12 protein-coding genes and 1 pseudogene are annotated in these 16884 nt (G+C 69.0%); 7 read left to right on the top strand and 6 right to left on the bottom strand.

Annotated features, from left to right (window positions below; genetic code table 11):
- Positions 1–1084: 1084 nt before the first annotated feature.
- Complete coding sequence (locus JOL79_RS30895; RefSeq protein ID WP_210159462.1) at positions 1085–1918, bottom strand: SDR family oxidoreductase; 834 nt, start codon at positions 1916–1918, stop codon at positions 1085–1087.
- Positions 1919–2225: 307 nt separating this feature from the next.
- Positions 2226–4706, bottom strand: coding sequence for a tetratricopeptide repeat protein (locus JOL79_RS35695; RefSeq protein ID WP_210159461.1), 2481 nt, complete (start codon positions 4704–4706; stop codon positions 2226–2228).
- A 222-nt stretch (positions 4707–4928) separates the two neighbouring features.
- Between JOL79_RS35695 and JOL79_RS30885 the strand changes: the two genes are divergently transcribed.
- From JOL79_RS30885 to JOL79_RS30865, 5 genes are all read left to right on the top strand, one after another.
- Positions 4929–5657: a helix-turn-helix domain-containing protein gene (locus JOL79_RS30885; RefSeq protein ID WP_210159460.1), complete on the top strand. Its 729-nt coding sequence runs from the start codon at positions 4929–4931 to the stop codon at positions 5655–5657.
- Between the two features lie 55 nt (positions 5658–5712).
- Complete coding sequence (locus JOL79_RS30880; protein ID WP_210159459.1) at positions 5713–6372, top strand: dihydrofolate reductase family protein; 660 nt, start codon at positions 5713–5715, stop codon at positions 6370–6372.
- 230 nt (positions 6373–6602) lie between these two features.
- Positions 6603–7448 carry a peptidoglycan-binding domain-containing protein gene (locus JOL79_RS30875; RefSeq protein WP_210159458.1) on the top strand — a complete coding sequence of 282 codons (846 nt, stop codon included), beginning with the start codon at positions 6603–6605 and terminating at the stop codon, positions 7446–7448.
- A gap of 73 nt (positions 7449–7521) precedes the next feature.
- Positions 7522–8415 carry a peptidase inhibitor family I36 protein gene (locus tag JOL79_RS30870; protein ID WP_210159457.1) on the top strand — a complete coding sequence of 298 codons (894 nt, stop codon included), beginning with the start codon at positions 7522–7524 and terminating at the stop codon, positions 8413–8415.
- A gap of 34 nt (positions 8416–8449) precedes the next feature.
- Complete coding sequence (locus JOL79_RS30865) at positions 8450–9394, top strand: SpoIID/LytB domain-containing protein (RefSeq protein ID WP_210159456.1); 945 nt, start codon at positions 8450–8452, stop codon at positions 9392–9394.
- Between the two features lie 62 nt (positions 9395–9456).
- Here JOL79_RS30865 and JOL79_RS30860 read toward each other — a convergent pair whose 3' ends face one another.
- Positions 9457–10389, bottom strand: coding sequence for an NBR1-Ig-like domain-containing protein (locus JOL79_RS30860; protein ID WP_230985793.1), 933 nt, complete (start codon positions 10387–10389; stop codon positions 9457–9459).
- Positions 10390–10595: 206 nt separating this feature from the next.
- On the opposite strand from JOL79_RS30860, the gene JOL79_RS30855 reads away from it, so the two are divergent.
- Positions 10596–11120, top strand: a complete 525-nt coding sequence (locus JOL79_RS30855; protein ID WP_210159490.1) for an SDR family NAD(P)-dependent oxidoreductase — start codon at positions 10596–10598, stop codon at positions 11118–11120.
- A gap of 209 nt (positions 11121–11329) precedes the next feature.
- On the opposite strand, the gene JOL79_RS30850 is transcribed toward JOL79_RS30855, so the two are convergent.
- Positions 11330–11692 carry a nuclear transport factor 2 family protein gene (locus JOL79_RS30850; RefSeq protein WP_210159454.1) on the bottom strand — a complete coding sequence of 121 codons (363 nt, stop codon included), beginning with the start codon at positions 11690–11692 and terminating at the stop codon, positions 11330–11332.
- A 236-nt stretch (positions 11693–11928) separates the two neighbouring features.
- Here JOL79_RS30850 and JOL79_RS34690 point away from each other — a divergent pair.
- Positions 11929–13515 (top strand): annotated as a pseudogene (locus JOL79_RS34690) (ATP-binding protein); the annotation flags it as partial.
- Between the two features lie 1509 nt (positions 13516–15024).
- Here JOL79_RS34690 and JOL79_RS30840 read toward each other — a convergent pair.
- A complete protein-coding gene (locus JOL79_RS30840; protein WP_210159453.1) occupies positions 15025–15861 on the bottom strand; it encodes an ABC transporter permease in 837 nt (278 codons plus the stop codon).
- Entirely contained in the window at positions 15858–16883 is a 1026-nt protein-coding gene (locus tag JOL79_RS30835; RefSeq protein ID WP_210159452.1) for an ATP-binding cassette domain-containing protein, read from the bottom strand. The genes JOL79_RS30840 and JOL79_RS30835 overlap by 4 nt, the downstream gene beginning before the upstream one ends.
- Position 16884: the final 1 nt, after the last annotated feature.

Below are 16884 nucleotides of genomic sequence, written 5' to 3'. Positions count from 1 at the left end.
GCACAGAGGCAGGGAGGGCCGGCGACGCCCGGCTGGTTGCGCTGAAAGTAGCCGTGTGGACTGCCGGCAGGAAGCTCGCCGCGAGCTCGCTCGTTCCCAATGCCTTCCCGCGAGATGGCTCTCGTAGGGCATGTGTCGAGCATTGGCCCAGGTCAGGCGCCTAATGGTGTTGTGGTGGGTCTCCTCCTACGGATCAGAAGGTTAGGGGTTCGAGTCCTCTCGGCCGCGCCCAACTCAAGGGCCCATTCCGATCACCGGGATGGGCCTTTTTGATCGCTGTACAGCAGCGCGACACGGCAACAGCATCTGCTAGCGATCCCAGAGATCTCGATCAGCTCTGGCAAGATGCGGTGGTAGCGCTAGAAAGCGAGCCATCGTCCGCCCCATCTCGCCCGAGCTGGCCTTCTCTCGCGCAGAGCCGCATAAACGTCTATCGTCAACGTGCTGCGCCTGCTTGGGGAGTCCGCTCGGGTCCAACACTAGGGCGAAGGTATGAGGAACGATCGCAGGTTGCGTCGCCTGGTCGATGGTGACGCTGTCTGGCTCTGGTCGGTGCGTCGGAAGCTCGACGGGGACCGATATGAGAACTGCCGTCTGACCCTGTCGCTCCGTCGAGATGGCTCACGTTCCCGCTTGTCGATCGTCTTCCGGCCCGGTCCGGGCAGGGTCATCTCCAACACCTACTTCGAGGCTGGCACCGTTGTCGGCCCCGCAGGGGACTGGTTGAACCTGTACGAGCCGAAGACGGTCCGCCGCTTGCTTCAGAGTGCGACAGCGCGCGGAGAATTGCCCACGGAGCCCGGTACCAGGGAAGTCGACGGGTGGCGCCTCTATGAAGCATCGGTGGCCGCCCAGCGCGCCGAGGCTTGACGGCGTAGATGCTGTACAGCGCAATGAAGGAGCTACGGGAGGAACGGGGCCTCATCCGCAGCGTCCATGGCAAGGGCACCCACGTGCAGGCGCCGCCGGCTACGGAAGGCGCCGTCACTAACGAGTCAGCCAGCCAGGTTGCTGTACGCACTGCTGTACACGACGCCGCCGTACGGCGACCGGCCTGCCGCAAGCGCTCGACGGGGCTATGGCATCAGCGGAAGGCCGCGGCGTTGCGCTTGGCCCAGTCGGCGAAGGTGGCCGGAGCACGGCCGAGGATCTTTTGGGCATCGGGGCTGACGGTCTGTTCGCGGACGGTAGGGGTGCCGAGAATGTCGAGGGTGGTGTCGGCCACCGGGGCGGGCATGAATGTGAGCATCTGGACGTGGGCCTCTTCCCGGGTCTGGTCTATGAAGGTGACGGGCTCGCCGATGGCGTCCCCGATGGCGGCCGCGCGCTGGCGTGGGGTGGTTGGCATGGGGCCGGTCAGTTCGTAGATCGCCTTCGTGTGGCCCGGCTGAGTCAGGGTGGCGGCGGCCACGGCGGCGATGTCGTCGGGGTCGATGACCGGGAGGCCGACCTCGCCGAAGGGCGCGGCGATCGTGCGGGTTGCCTTGACGGACGACGCCCAGGCGTAGGCGTTGGAGGCGAAGCCACCGGGGCGCAGGATGGTCCAGTCGGTACCGGAATCCATGACGACCCGTTCGAAAGCGGCGAAGGCCTGCCCGTGTGACAAGGAGTCCGGGCGGCTGGCCACTCCCTGGGAAGAGAGCAGGACGATCTTTCCGTAACCCGCGAACGGGGCGACGACCCGAGCGGGGCCGCCGGTCATCATCAGGTCCCCGCCGACGAGCAGGAAGACCGCATCCGCCGCGGAGGGCAGGTCAGCGGAGGGCTGGGAAAGGTCGGCGGCGACCGTGCGGACGCCGGGCGGCACGTCGCCATTGGTGATGCGGCGGGAGGTGGCGGTTACCTCATGGCCCTGCTCAGCGAGGATGCGGACCAACGTGCGGCCGACATTTCCGGTGGCTCCCGTGACAACGATCACGATAGATACCTCGATTTCCCAGTTAGTTGGCTGACTGAGTGGCGAGCCTAGCGCAAATCGACGCCGCATAGTTAGTCAAAGGCTGACTTGAGAGAGTCCGCCCGAGTCCGGGAGGTCAGCGCCAGGCGGGCGCGGCTCATGATCACCGTGCGCCTGGCACCAGACCGTGCCGTCCTCGCGCCCGGGCGGGACCGAGCAACGTAGATCGCCACAGCGGGTCGTGCGGTCGTCGCCGGCCGAGCGCTCCAGGTCCGCCTGCCACTCAGCGAGGGCGTGGGACTTCAGCGACTATGGGCCGGGGACCTGCTCAGGAATCGTCCGCTTCGCCGGTGAGAGCTCTCAGCAGGTCGACCGACGCTGCATATCTCGTCTCGAATCGCTGTGCGTCACGGTTGGCCAGGTCCTGCCAGAGATCCATGCCTTGACGGACCAGGGGCAACGCCTCATCCAAGCGTTCCAGTAGTGCCAACGTGATGCCGATGTTGGTCAGGCAGGCGGCGAGGTCGGGGCGGTAGCGGTCGGGGTGGCGTTCGGCCAGTTCCCGGTAGATGGTGACGGCTTGTTGAGCGGGGGGAAGGGCGTCGGCCAGGCGGCCCAGCTCCATGAACCGAACGCCGAGATGGCTCAGGGAGCGCGCCAGGTCGGGACGGTAGCGGTCGGGGTAGCGTTCGGCCAACTCCCGGCGGATAGTGATGGCCTGCTGGGTGGGCGGAAGGGCGTCGGCTGGGCGGCTCAACTCCGAGAACTGCATGCCGAGGTTGCTGAGGGCGCGGGCGAGGTCGGGGCGGTGGTGGTCGGGGTGGCGTTCGGCCAGTTCCTGATAGATGGTGACGGCTTGCTGGGTGAGTGGAAGGGCGTCGGCCGGATGCCCCAGCTCCGAGAACCAGATTCCGAGGTTGGTCAGGGAGGCGGCGAGGTCGGGGCGGTAGCGGTCGGGGTGGCGTTCGGCCAGTTCCTGATAGATGGTGACGGCTTGATGGGCGGGGGAAAGCGCGTCGGCCGGGTGGCCCAGCTCCCAGAACCGAACGCCGAGATTGCTCAGGGAGGCGGCGAGGTCGGGGCGGTAGCGGTCGGGGTCGCGTTCAGCCAGCTCGCGGTAGATCGTGACGGCTTGCTGGGTTGGGGGAAGGGCGTCGGCCGGGTGGCCCAGCTCCCAGAACCGAACGCCGAGATTGCTCAGGGAACGGGCCAGGTCGGGGCGGTAGCGGTCGGGGTGGCGTTCGGCCAGCTCGCGACGGATGGCGAGGGCTTCCTGTTCGGCGGGCAGAGCGTCGGCCGGATGGCCCAGCTGGGCCGTTAATATTCCCACCGTCGCAAGCCAGGAGGCCCGGTCGCCACTGCGTTCTCCAGCGGGAAAAGTGTCCAGTCCCTTGCGGGCGATGATCGCATGAGCCTCTGCCAGTGCCAGCGAGGGGTAGGGAATCGCCGCCGAGATCGCCGCCAACGTCTCCCGCGGTGCCTCCAACTCCGCCGCCACTCGCGCCACCAACGGCACGATCTGCCGCAACAACTCCGCCGCCGGCCCGTAGTCCACCGATGCCCGCCCCAGCACGATCAACGCCTGACGCGCCTGGGCGGTGTTCAGGTCTCGCAAACACCGCTGCGCCAACTCATCGGAGCCTGCCAATTCCCGCGACACGTGCAACTCGGCCAACCGGTCCGGCCGCAACCCGCCCAGCCATTCTCCAACGCCTGCGCCGTCGGTATCGGGCGGATACAAGCTGCGCAGCCAGTCGGCCACCTGGCCCGAGCGCGGCACCTCCGGAACCCGCTCGAGCAACGCCACCGCCTCACTGCGATCCCGCGCCCCCAGCAACGACGCCGCTGCCACCAACTGGGCCAGCATCCCCGAAGTCAGCCCGCCCGGCCCCGCACACAACCCGGCCGCTTCCGCGCTACGCAGCCAGAATCGCCGCTCATGCCCCAGCAAATCCGCCAGCACCTCGGCCAGATCGACATGAAGCGTGCCCGTCCCCGGTGCCTGTTCGGCCTCCAGCACACCCACCAGCGCAGCGGCATGCAGATCAAGAATCCGCGCCGGACCACGCCCCCGAACAAGCGCGATGTCCGGAACCCGCGCCAAGTGGCGTACCCTCGCGAAATCCGCGGCCGCGGCCGCCACCACCTGCGCCTCAGAGAGCCCAGGCTGGACCTCGGACGCCAACTCCATTCGCTCCACGGTCGCCCGCGTATGCGCCTTGCGGACCGGGGGCTCACCCGCGCCCAACCGATCCCACCACTCACCCACACTGCGGGCCAGCAGCAGCAGCCGCACGCCCTTCCCCTGATCGGCCACCACCGAGGCCAGCAAGGCATCGAGTCCGGTCCGGGTCTCGGCATAGTCCACCACCAACAGCACCCGCCCATCAGAGGCCTGCCGGTAGCGCTCCAATGCCGTCGCCTCCTGGCGCTCCCCGACCTCCGCCACCCCCCACCCGCGATCATGCATCCGGGCGGACAGCTCCAACATCAGCCGGGTCTTGCCCACTCCGCCCGGTCCGGTCACCAACCGCATCCGCGCCGCGGCCTGATCGGCACACCAGCCCTCCAGTGCCCGCAGCTCCTCGGCGCGGCCGGTGAACTCCACCACCGCACGGCGCGCGGTCAGCAACGTCGCGGGGCCCGCATCCAGATCCGTCAGCGCCGCCGCCGAAGCCGCCTCGTCCATCGCACGCCGCCGCGCCGCCGCGGCGTCATAGACGGTCGGGGCGAACGCCCCAAGGGCGCCGGCGAGCGCCGCCCCCACCACAGCCGTCAACGCCTTTCCATCGGTCACCGCACCGGCCACGCCCCCGGTCAGTGCAAGCCCGACCCCCAGCCACAATGCGCGCCTAGCACCCATACCGCCATCTGTAACCCGCCCCATTGCCGCCCGCGCGTGAAGTTACGCGATAGCAACGCAGGGTCAGTCGATCAGGTGGAGATTCGCCGCCATGGGCAGCCACCCCGGTGTTGTCTCCACGGTTTGCCCAGGTCATAGGCTGGTCGTCCGACCGTTGAGGAGGCGGCCATGGCCCTGCGGTTCGAGCATCGCGACACCGAGACCGACGCGAGCGTCGCCGACCGCGTGTGGCGCACCCGCAGCGACGCCGAGGAGACGATGACATCCGCGGCGCGCACCTGCCGGCAACTGATCATTTCGCGGACGCGAGGTCGCCTGCTCGCCGGCCTGCGCGGGCCCGATACGAGGGCGACTACCGCACCGGTCCCGCCGGACACCGAATTTCTCGGAGTCCGGTTCTCACTCGGCACAGTTCTTCGGCCGCATCCGGCGGCCTCCATCACCGACGGGTACGTGCCGTTCCCGGTGACGGACTCGGGCAGGATCGTCATCGGCGGCGAGGAGTGGGAGGCGCCGACGTACGAGAACGCCGAGCACTTCGTCCGGCGGTTACGGGACGCGGGCCTGCTGGTGCGATCGCGCCTCGGGGACGAGGAGCACGTCGCCGAGCATTCCGAGGCCGGACTGACCATGCGTACTCTTCAGCGTCGCTACCGCGCGATCACTGGACTGTCGCAGACCGCCGTGACGCAGATCGACCGCGCGAACGCCGCGGCCACGATGCTGCGCGACGGCCACGACTGGCGCGCGGTCGTCGAGACGCTCGGGTACTTCGACCAAGCCCACCTCGCACATGCGCTACGTCGCTACGTCGGTTACACCGCACGCGAGCTGCAGGCGGGCGACCATGCCGCGATGTCGTTCCTGTACAAGACCCACCCGGGGCCGGGCAGCTAGCGTCCGCCTGCCGGGGCGGGGCCCCGGCCGTTCGCGAAATCGGCTAGGAGTGATCGTGCTGCTCAGCGTCAACACCTTCGTCAGTCTCGATGGCGTCATGCAAGGACCCGGAGCCCCCGATGAGGACCGCTCCGGCGGCTTCGACCGAGGCGGGTGGCTCGTCCCGCACGCCTCGGCGCACACCAACGAGGTCGTCGAGAGCTGGTTCCGTGAGGCCGGCGCGTTCCTCTTCGGCCGCACGAGCTTCGGCATGCTGGGCGGGTACTGGTCTAAGGTCACCGACCCTGACGACCTGATCGCCACCAACCTCAACACGCTGCCGAAGTATGTCGTCAGCTCGACGCTGACCGACGAGGAAGCCGACTGGAGCCCGACGACGGTCCTGCGCGGTGACCCGTTCGACGAGATACGCCGCCTCAAGGAGCTTCCCGGCAAGGAGCTTCAGGTTCACGGAAGCTGGAAGCTCGTGCGGACGCTGCACCAGGCAGGACTCGTCGACGTCTACCGGGTGCTCCAGTTTCCGGTCGTCGTCGGGACGGGGAAGCGCCTGTTCCCGGACGGATCGACGCCCGCGACCCTCGCGTCCGTCGAAGAGAGCTCGTGTGTACTGCCCGGCGGCGTCGTCTCGCTGACGCTCAAGCCCGCGAGCCTCGGCGCGATCTCCGCGGGCGCGTACACCGTGGAAGAGGGGCGTTCGGCGACGGTCCTCGACTGACACCGGTGCCCGGCCTCACCTCTCGGCCGCGCCCAGCCAAAGGCCACTTCCGGTCATCGGAAGTGGCCTTTTTGACGTCTCCGCTCGCCATCGGATCACCTGTCAGCCGACGCGTACGCCTGTACGGAGGCCCTGTTCGGACAGCCTGACAACAGGATCTTGTTGTGGACGGGGTGCGTGATTCGGAACTGTGGACTCCACCGCAGTCCCCGTCCGAAACAGGAGAAACGATGAAGCTGCCTTCAGGTGCCGCTGTCCTCGTGTCGGCCGCGCTGCTCGCTTCCCTGACCGAAGTGTCCGGGATATCGGCGGCGCAGGCGGCTGAGGCCAGGGCCCTTCCTGGCGTGAACATGGAAGCCACGGTAAAGGCGGCTCAGATCGACCCGCGGCGGTCTGACGACACGCTGACCCCGGGTGCCAAGGCGAGCGTGCTCCTCGTCGAGCGGGCGCTTCGCGACCGTCACCTGCTCGACGCGAAGTGGGTGGACGGCTACTTCGGCACCACAACGGTCGCCGCCTTCGCTAAGTATCAGAAGTCGCTCGGCTTCACCGGTCTTGCCGCCAACGGCCTGCCGGGCAAGGCGTCGCTCACCAAGCTCGGAGCCGGCCGCTTCAAGGTCACCCACGTCATCGGCCCGGGCGCCCGGGTGTCCGCCGGCGGCTTCGTCATCGACACCCGCACGCGGAGCATGCTTGCCGAGGCGGAGCGGCTGCTCGGCCGCGACCTCGAGCTGTTGCAGGGTTCGTACAACCCCGGCGGCGACCCCACCTCCGCGGGCACCCACGACGGCGGCGGCGTCGTCGACATCTCGGTCGAGGGGATGAACTCCGCCGCCCGCACCGAGGCCGTCCGCGCACTGCGACGGGTCGGCTTCGCGGCATGGCTGCGCAGCCCCGATCAGGCCGACTGGCCGTGGCACATCCACGCCGCCGCCATCAACGACACCGACCTCTCCAGCCAGGCCCAGCACCAGATCGGCGACTACTACCTCGGCCGGAACGGGCTCAGTGGCCGTGGCTCGGACGACGGGCCGAAGGTGACCATCCGCACCTGGGAGGAGTATCAGCGCCGCTGACACGCCCGAAACCCAGGCCGCACAGCCACAAACAGCCACAAACAGCGACAAACAGAACATAAGGAGAAACACCATGCGAACGCTTAACAAGATCCTCACCACTGCTGCCGCGACGATGGCGCTCGGCGGGGCGGTGCTCGCCACTGCCTCACCCGCCTCGGCGGCAAGCCGCAACGGCGTCTGCGAGACCGGTGAGTTCTGCTACTACTTCAACAGCAACAACCAGGGATCGCTCTCGGACTTCGCGGGGTCGGTCGCCGACTACGGCACCAAGCAGCCCTCCTGCTTCGACTTCAAGGGAGCCGGCGCCGGCAAGGGCAAGTGCATCAAGAACTCCGCCGCCTCCGTCTGGAACCGCAGCGGTAAGACCGTCCGGGTCTACTTCAACAGCAACTACGGCGGCACCTACCAGGACTTCAAGCCCGGTGCCAGGGGCAACCTCACGCCCTCCCTCAAGAACCAGAACGCCTCACACCAGTTCGGCCCGTCGACATCGGCGCGCGTCAACATGTCGTACGCGCTGTACAAGACCGGCGGCGGCCACATCAGCTGCGGCTTCGACGGTTACACCAGCACCCGCGGCCGGCATGAGGGCATCGACATCGCCCGCGGCATCGGCTCGGATGTCCACGCTCTGGTGAGCGGTCAGCTCATCTACGTCGCGCGTGGGCACAACGGCGGCTCGGGTCTGTCCACGATCGCCATCTACAACGCGTCGTTGAACAAGACGATCATCTACCTGCACTCCGCCCCGCGGTCCTCCCTGCGCGTGGGCCAGCAGATCTCGCGCGGCCAGATCATCGCCGACGAGGCGTGGCATGGGGTGTCGTCCAGTGGGGCCGCGCACACCCACGTCGAGATGCGCCCGGGACGGCAGCAGCTCGCCGCCAAGAGCGTCGGCGACCCGACTCTGAGCAACCCCAACCCGAACTCGTTCTGGGTCTCCCAGGGCTACAACGTCCGCTAGCACACCACGGCCTCTGACGAAGAGGAAGGTAACTGTGTCTCCAAGAACTGCACGGCTGATCTCGCGGCTCACCGCGGCGGCCGCCGCGATGGCGCTCGGCGGGGCGGTGCTCGCCACTGCCTCACCCGCCTCGGCGGCAAGCCGCAACGGCGTCTGCGAGACCGGTGAGTTCTGCTACTACTTCAACAGCAACAACCAGGGATCGCTCTCGGACTTCGCGGGGTCGGTCGCCGACTACGGCACCAAGCAGCCCTCCTGCTTCGACTTCAAGGGAGCCGGCGCCGGCAAGGGCAAGTGCATCAAGAACTCCGCCGCCTCCGTCTGGAACCGCAGCGGTAAGACCGTCCGGGTCTACTTCAACAGCAACTACGGCGGCACCTACCAGGACTTCAAGCCCGGTGCCAGGGGCAACCTCACGCCCTCCCTCAAGAACCAGAACGCCTCACACCAGTTCGTGGGCTCCTCATCGTCGGCCGGGTGCAAGACCGACGGCACGCACACCAGGCTGCCCACGACGATCCTCGTCTACCGGAAATCCCTCAATCGTGTGGACCGGGTGCCGTTCAAGACCTACATCAAGAACGTCCTGCCCAACGAGTGGCCGTCGTACTGGCCGAGGGAGTCCCTGAAGGCCGGGGCGATCGCCGTCAAGAACTTCGGCTGGTACTGGGCGCTGAACTCGGCGAGCAAGACGCCGAGCGGTCAGTGCTACGACGTCACCGACCACACGTCGAGCCAGGTGTACAAGCCCGGCTCCGCGACCGCGGCGACGAACGCCGCGGTGGACGCGACGTGGGGCACCCGGATGACGCGCAGCGGGAAGATCTTCAAGGCCCAGTACTGCTCTACGACGACGGCGTGTGGCAACTGGGTCACCGGCGACTGGATGTCGCAGACCGGCTCTCGCGACAAGGCCAAGGCGGGCTGGAGCTACTCCAGGATCCTCAGGAACTACTACAACGGGATCGCTCTCGGATAGCGAACTCCCGGAGCCGTCGGCCCCTGATTCCCCGCCGTGCGATGCACGGCGGGGAACGGGCGTCACCCGACGATGATCTGGAAGTTGAGCGGCCGGCCTCCGGGGAACGCGACCACTCCCGAACCGTCCATCATCTTGAACCGCACGTAGCACAACCCCGGGTTCCTCGGCGTGGTGACGAAGGTCCGGATGTCGACGGTCTCTCCGGGACGCGTGTCCTTGATCGGTATGTCGGAGATGGTCTGGCATTGATCGGGTCGCTGCGGGAGGTCGAGGCGATGCAGCGTATATCCCTTCCACGGCACGGTCCCGACGTTCTTCAGCCGCCATACCTTGGTCTTGGTCTCGCTGGGGCCGACGCGCGTGCAGTCGGGCAGCGTGATGTCCCCGATGAACGCGCCCGAATCACCCTTGTGCGTGGGTGGGGCCCACGGCGGGTTGGTCGGGCGCACCGGGCAGTCGGCTGCCGACAGCGCGGCCTTCGACGGGCTTCCGGACGGGTCCGGGCCGCGTCCGTCGGTCCCGGAGCCGCGACTGACGGCGACCGCGATGAAGACCGCTGCCGCCACACCCACGGTGGCCGTCGCGATCGCGGCCAGAGCCGGGCGGGTCAGCCGGAATCGCCTTCGCTCATTCGGCGCGGGGAGGACCGGCTGGGCGTCGCCCGCGATCTCGTCGGGCGGTGGCGGCGACGCAGGCGCAGATGCCGCGGTCTCACCGAGTGAGGGTTCTCCGGCGCCCGCCGATCTGACCGCCAGGTTCGCCATCTCCCAGCGTTCGCGGTACGCGGCCGGGTCCGCGCCGCACGCCCTGACGAACTCGACCGTGGTCTCCCAACTCGGGAGCCGATTACCTTTCGTGGCTTCGTGCAATGTCGTGTGCGAAATCGCACCCGATCGGCCAGACATCTCGCGGAAAGGGGGGTTGCCGACCGAATTGCGAAGTTCTCGCAGTGCCGCGGCGAAGTTCTCGATCGCCTCCGCCCGTGCACGCATGTCGTCCACCGGGTGAAGCTAGCAGCGCTCACCGTATTCACTCAACCTCGGACCTACAGTGGCGGGGAGCGGGGTTGGGTGTGAGGTGAGGCTCCCGGTAAGACAGCAGTCGACCAAGATCCGATGCCCCAACCGGGAGCGTCGTTGCTGTCTTACCCTGCCGCGATTCCCCTGTCGAACCGCACCCTTGCCAGCTCGAGACCAATCTGTTCGGCGCGGTGTGGGTGGTCCAGGCCGCGCTGCCGTACCTGCGCGAGCAGCGCTCGGGGCACATCATCCAGCTTTCCTCGGCCGCCGGGGTCATCGCGATGCCGCTCGGCGGCGCGTACCACGCCTCTAAGTGGGCCCTGGAGGGCCTGAACGAAGCGCTCGCCGGCGAGGTCGCCGAGTTCGGCGTCAAGGTGACCATCATCGAGCCCGGCGGCTTCGCCACCCGGAACGGCGACAACCCCGACCCGCTCGCCAACGGCTACATGGCCAAGCCCGACCCGGCCTACGACGGTCTCCGTCAGCACCTCGGGGCGATGGCAGGGAGGATGCCCGCAGGCGACCCGGCCGCCGCGGCGCAGGCACTGCTGAAGCTCGTGGACTCCGCCAACCCGCCGGTGCGGGTGCTGTTCGGCAAGGGCTTCCACCCACTGATCGAGCGGGCCTACGCAGACCGGCTCAAGACCTGGGCCGACTGGCAGGACCTCTCAATCGAGGCACACGGCAACCTCGAAGCCCGCTGACTCAGGTGGGAGGCCGCGCAACCGGCGAGCGGCGCCCAGGCCACCTGGGCCCCGGAGTCCGGTGCCACGCATGACCTGATCGCGGCAAACGCGCGCAGCTCCCATCCGCGCCTGCGGGGAACGCGCCGTGGCCACCTTGTAGACCTGGAAGATCCTGACCCGGCTGCGCTGGGTGAAGTCCGGTGGAGCCGGGGGACCGGTTCGGGGTGCTAGGCCGCGTAGACGGGGGCGAGGTCGACGAATATCCGGTAGTCCGAGATCAGGCCGTCGTCGCGGGTGCGCCAGATCGATACGGCTACGGCGCTGACGTCCTTGCCGTCGAGCCGGCGGTAGGTCACCTCGGTCTCGGCGATGGTGTCGGCATCCACCTGCCAGTTCCGGACGATCCGGTGCCGCAGGCCGCCGATGGTCGAGTAGAACGTCCTCAAACCGGCGACTATGGCGTCGCGTCCCGTCAGCGGCTCGGCGTTTCCGAACACAAATGTGGCGTCCTCTGCGAGCAGGCGCCCGAACTCGCTCGGGTCGAACGAATCGACTCTCTCGAACACGCGTCGCACCACTTCGCCCGTCATGCGGGTCCCTTCTCGTGCATCCGAGATCACTGGTCGGGACGATACGTGCCTGAGGACGTCTTACAACTCTCTTAAGGGTGGGGATTCGGTGCGCACACACGCGGTCACGCTCGTCGAGCGTAAGTCGTCCGTAAGCTGAGGGTGTGTCCCCCGCACTGGTCCTGCTCGACGGCGTCCGCTGGCAGGGTGCGCGCGTGATCGGCGATCGCGCGCAGACCCTGCTGGCCGTGCTCGCCATGCACGGGCGCGCCGGGGTCGGCGACGAGCGCCTGATCGAGGAGCTGTGGCCCGACGAGGCTCCGGCCAACCCGTCGAAGGCGCTGCAGGTGGTCGTCTCACGGACCAGGACGGCGACCTGCGCCGAGGCCGTGGTGCGGATCCCGCGTGGTTACCGGCTCGGGCTGCCCTCCGGCGAGGTGGACGCCCTGCTCCTCGGCGCGCTGGTGGAGCAGGCGCGGACCGCGCTGGGCGAAGGCGACATGACGGTCGCGCGCCGCCGGGCCGAAGAGGCCATGGGCCTCGTGGCCGGCGGTTTGGACGGCGCCGCGGGCCCACTCGCCGACCTGCGGCGAGCCGCCGCGGGCTGGGCGGCCGAGGCGCGGCGGGTGGCGGCGATCGCGTGGGGCCGGAGCGGCGCTCACGAGAGCGCGCTGCCGCTGCTGGAGGAGGCCGCGGCCGATCGGCCGCACGACGAGGAACTGCTCGCCTGCCTCCTGCGGAGCGAGACCGCCGTACGAGGCGTCGCGGCCGCATTGGAGCGCTACGAGCGATATCGCGCGGGCCTGGCCGCGCGGCTCGGCACCGAACCGGGGCCTGAGCTCGCCCGCGTGTACGCCGAGCTGCTCGTCGCCGATCGGCCGGTGCGTGAGGGCATCCTGTTCGACGGTTCCTCGCTGCTCGGCCGCGACGACGACATCCGTGCGGTACACGCCCTGTTGCAGACCAACCGGGTGGTCTCGATCATCGGCCCCGGCGGGCTGGGCAAGACGCGGCTGGCTCACGTCGTCGGCAGGAACGCCGCGCAGCCCGTCGCCCACTTCGTCGAGCTCGTCGGCGTCTCCTCACCCGAGGGCGTGGTGGGCGAGGTCGGCTCGGCACTCGGCGTTCGTGACTCGGTCAGCGGGCGCCGTGTCCTGACCGCGGAGCAGCGCTCGGACGTCCGTGCCCGGATCGCCCGGCATCTCGACCAGGCCCCGGCGCTGCTCATCCTGGACAACTGTGAGCACGTGATCGAGGCCGTCGCCGACCTGGTGGGCTTCCTGACCGTGACCACCCGCGACCTGCGGGTGCTCACCACCTCGCGCGCCACTCTGTCCATCCCCGCCGAACGGGTCTACCTGCTCGGAGAACTGCCGACGGGCGACGCGGTGGAGCTGTTCCGCCAGCGCGCCACGGCCGCCCGCCCCGGCGTACGGATCGACGACGGCGTGGCCGAGGAGATCGTCGCCCGCCTCGACGGCCTGCCCCTCGCGATCGAGCTGGCCGCCGCCCGGGCACGGGTGATGTCGGTGGAGGAGATCTCGCGGCGCCTGGCGGACCGGTTCGCCCTGCTGCGCGGTGGGAACCGTACGGCCCCCGACCGGCACCAGACGCTGCTCGCGGTCATCGACTGGTCGTGGAACCTGCTCGACGAGCCGGAACGGCGGGCGCTGCGGAGGTTGTCGCTGTTCGGCGACGGCTTCACGCTGGCCACGGCCGAACAGGTGCTCGGCCCGGACGCCCTGCACGTCCTGGCCGCGCTGACCGAGCAGTCGATGCTGAGCCTCACCGAGACGACGCACGGCCTGCGTTACCGGATGCTGGAGACCGTCAGGGAGTTCGGCCGGATGCGCCTGAGGGAGGCCGGTGAGGAGACACCCGCCCGGGAGGCGCAACGGGCCTGGGCGACGGCGTACGCCGTCGAACACGGCGGTGCGATGTTCACCTCGGCCCAGTTCGCGGCGGTCGACGCGATGCGGGCGGAGGAGGGCAACCTCGCCGATCTGTTCCGGCAGGCCCTCGGCGAGGCCGACCCGGCCACGGCGGTCCAGTTGCTGGCCGGCCTCGGGGCGCTGTGGTCGATCCGCGGCGACCACTCCCGGCTCCTCGTCCACCTGGACGCGATCTGTGAAGTGGTCGCCGCCTGGGCGCCGCCCCCGCACCTTGTCGAGGTGACCAGGGGTGCCATGCTGCTCACGCTTATGAACAGCATGGTCACCGATCACCGGGCCGAGCCGGTACGCGACCTTCTTCAGGCGCTGCCCGTCACCGCCACGACGGACCCCCGGCTGGCGGCGATGGCCACGGTGCTGTTCGCCTGTCATGTGAGCGACGGGGGCGAGATGCACCGCCGGCTGGGGGAGCTGCGGCGGAGCCGCGACCCGCACGTCGCCTCCATGGCGACGCAGATGAGCGTCTACATCCTGGAGAACGCGGGAGACATGACCGGGGCGATCGAGGCCGCCGAGCGGACCCTGACGATGCTGCCCGAGGACGACGGACCGTGGCTCGCCGCGATCCTGCACACCGCGCTCGCCCATCTGCTGTTGCGGCGCGGCGACCACCGGGGGGCGGTCGGGCACGCGTTGACCGCCCTCCCGGTGTTGCACCGGCTCGCGGCGACCGAGGACGAGACCCAGCTCCGTACGGTGCTGCTGGTCGCCGCTCTCAACGACGGCGATACCGGCACCGCCGAGGCCGAGCTCGCCGAGATCACCCGGATCAACGCCGGCGAGGCGGTGCTCGGAGTGTCGGCGATCGCCGCGATGTGTTCGGCCGAGCTCGCCCTCGCCCGCGGCGAGACGGCCGCCGCTCTCCGGGAGTATCGCCTGGCCGTCGAGCGGGCGCGTGATCTGCGCCTGCCGAAGAGCAGCCAGCCGGCGGAGACGCCGTGGGTGATCATCGCGGTGTCCGCCGGCCTCACGGCGTACGCGTACCACGCGTCGCCGGAGGACGCCGGGTACGGCGAGACGCTGTTCTCCATCGCCTGGGGTTACAACCCGCTGGCCCGGGAGGGTTCCTTCTACGATGCCTGGAACCCCGCCCTGTGGACCGTGGACGACCCTGCCTTCGACTACCCCCTGTGCGGCACGGTGCTCTTCGGGCTCGGCGTGTGGGGGCTGCTGCGGGGGGCGATGACTCCCCGCGACGCGATCGGGCTGCTGGTGCTGGCCGACCGGTTCACCTACCACAACAGCATGCCCAGCATGGCCTTCGAACGGATCGAACCGTACGCGGAGCGGGCGGTGCCCGGGATGATCGCCGCCGTGCGGGCCGAGTACGGCGATCGACGCGGCCCTGACCTGCTCGACGAGGCGCGGAGTCTCGTCGAGCGGGCCGCGGGCCGCCGGGGATCACATATGCCGTTTGTAGCTGCGTACCGAGAGCGGAGCGAAGATCACCATGACGATCACGCTCGCGAGGAGCGTCCAGCCCACCTCTCCGCTGAGGGAGGCGTTGTTGGCGAGGTCGCGGGCGGCCGTGACCAGGTGTGACACCGGGTTGACCCGAACGAACGCGGCCAGCCATCCCGGCAGGGTGTCAATGGGCACGAACGCGTTCGACAGGAACGTCAGCGGAAACAGGATCATCATGGAGATGCCCTGCACGGCCTGGGCGCTCCGGGCGATCGTGCCGACCCAGGTGAAGACCCACGCCAGCGACCAACCCGTGAAGATCGCGAGCAGGATCGCGGCGAGCACGCCGCCGGCTCCGCCGCCCGGCCGGTAGCCCATCACCAGGCCCATGCCGAAGGTCAGGGTGGCCGCGATCGTGTAGCGGACCAGGTCGGCCACCATCGGGCCGGCGAGCGGCGCGATCCGCGCGATCGGCAACGACTTGAACCGGTCGAAGACGCCCTTCTCCATGTCCTCGCGCAGCTGCGTGCCCGTGGCCATGCACGTGGTCAGCACGGTCTGCGCGAGGATGCCGGGGATCATGAGGGGGAGGTAGCTCTGCACGTCGCCGGCGATGGCGCCGCCGAAGATGAAGGCGAACATCGCGGTGAACAGGATCGGCTGCAGCGCCACGTCGAAGAACTGCTCGGGGTTGCGGCGCATCTTCTTGAGCGCACGCCAGGCCATCATCAGGGTCTGGCTGAAGGTCTCCGCCGTGGAGACGCGCCGCCGGGCGGCCGCCACGCGGTCGGCGGCCCGGACCGTCTCGCGGACAGGTGCGATCACCGTGCTCATCGGTTCTCCTCCGTGCCGGCCTCGTGCTCATCGTCCGCTTCGTGACCGGTGAGGGCGAGGAACACCTCGTCAAGACTGGGCTTGGCCACGCTCACCGAGGAGATCGAAACTCCGGCGGTACGCAGCCCGATCAGCACCTCCGCGGCCAGGTCGGCCTGGTCGAGGGCGACGTTGAGGCGGCCCTGCTCCGGGCTGAGGATCGGTTCCGAGCCGAGGACGCGCCGTACGATTTCCACGGCGGTCGGCACGTCGGCCGGCTCGGCGAGCTGCACCTGGAGGGTGGAGTTGCCGACGGCGGTCTTCAACTCGTCGGGGGTGCCCTCGGCGACCTTGCGGCCGCGGTCGATGACGGCGACACGATCGGCGAGCTGGTCGGCCTCGTCCAGATATTGGGTGGTCAGCAGCACCGTGCAGCCGTCGGTGACCAGACTCCGGATGGTGTCCCACATCTGGCCCCGGGTGCGGGGGTCGAGACCGGTGGTCGGCTCGTCGAGGAAGATCAGAGGCGGCCTGGTGATCAGGCTGGCGGCCAGATCGAGGCGCCGCCGCATGCCGCCGGAGTACTGCGCGATCGGTTTGTCGGCGGCGTCCTCCAGGCCGAACTGACCCAGCAGTTCGGTGGCGATGTGCCGGGCGCGCGGCGCGGCGATGCCCTGCAGGCGGCTGAAAAGCCAGAGGTTCTCCCGGGCGGTCAGCTTCTCGTCGACCGACGCGTACTGTCCGGTGACGCCGACGAGCTGGCGGATCATGTGGGGGTTGGCCGCCACGTCGACCCCGAAGATCTCGGCACGACCCGCGTCGATCTTCAACAGGGTGGCCAGCATCCGTAGTGTGGTGGTCTTGCCGGCGCCGTTCGGGCCGAGGACACCGAAGATCTCCCCCGGGCGTACTTCCAGGTCGATCCCGTCGACGGCACGGTGCGTGCCGAACGTCTTCACGAGCCCTTCCGCACGTACCGCCAGATCGGCGCCCCCGTCGGACGCCGGGCCGGCCCCGGTACGTCCGAGTTCAGTAATACTCATG

Source organism: Microbispora oryzae, from assembly GCF_017896165.1.
In the GTDB taxonomy this organism is placed as follows: domain Bacteria; phylum Actinomycetota; class Actinomycetes; order Streptosporangiales; family Streptosporangiaceae; genus Microbispora; species Microbispora oryzae.
This window is presented reverse-complemented; position numbering and strand designations above follow the sequence as displayed.

Excerpts from the sequence above, each read along its gene's own strand:
- JOL79_RS30885 (WP_210159460.1), top strand. The coding sequence starts at position 4,929 with ATGGCCCTGCGGTTCGAGCATCGCGACACCGAGACCGACGCGAGCGTC.
- JOL79_RS30875 (WP_210159458.1), top strand. The coding sequence starts at position 6,603 with ATGAAGCTGCCTTCAGGTGCCGCTGTCCTCGTGTCGGCCGCGCTGCTC.
- JOL79_RS30870 (WP_210159457.1), top strand. The coding sequence starts at position 7,522 with ATGCGAACGCTTAACAAGATCCTCACCACTGCTGCCGCGACGATGGCG.
- JOL79_RS30860 (WP_230985793.1), bottom strand. The coding sequence starts at position 10,389 with ATGCGTGCACGGGCGGAGGCGATCGAGAACTTCGCCGCGGCACTGCGA.
- JOL79_RS30850 (WP_210159454.1), bottom strand. The coding sequence starts at position 11,692 with ATGACGGGCGAAGTGGTGCGACGCGTGTTCGAGAGAGTCGATTCGTTC.
- JOL79_RS30840 (WP_210159453.1), bottom strand. The coding sequence starts at position 15,861 with ATGAGCACGGTGATCGCACCTGTCCGCGAGACGGTCCGGGCCGCCGAC.
- JOL79_RS30835 (WP_210159452.1), bottom strand. The coding sequence starts at position 16,883 with ATGAGTATTACTGAACTCGGACGTACCGGGGCCGGCCCGGCGTCCGAC.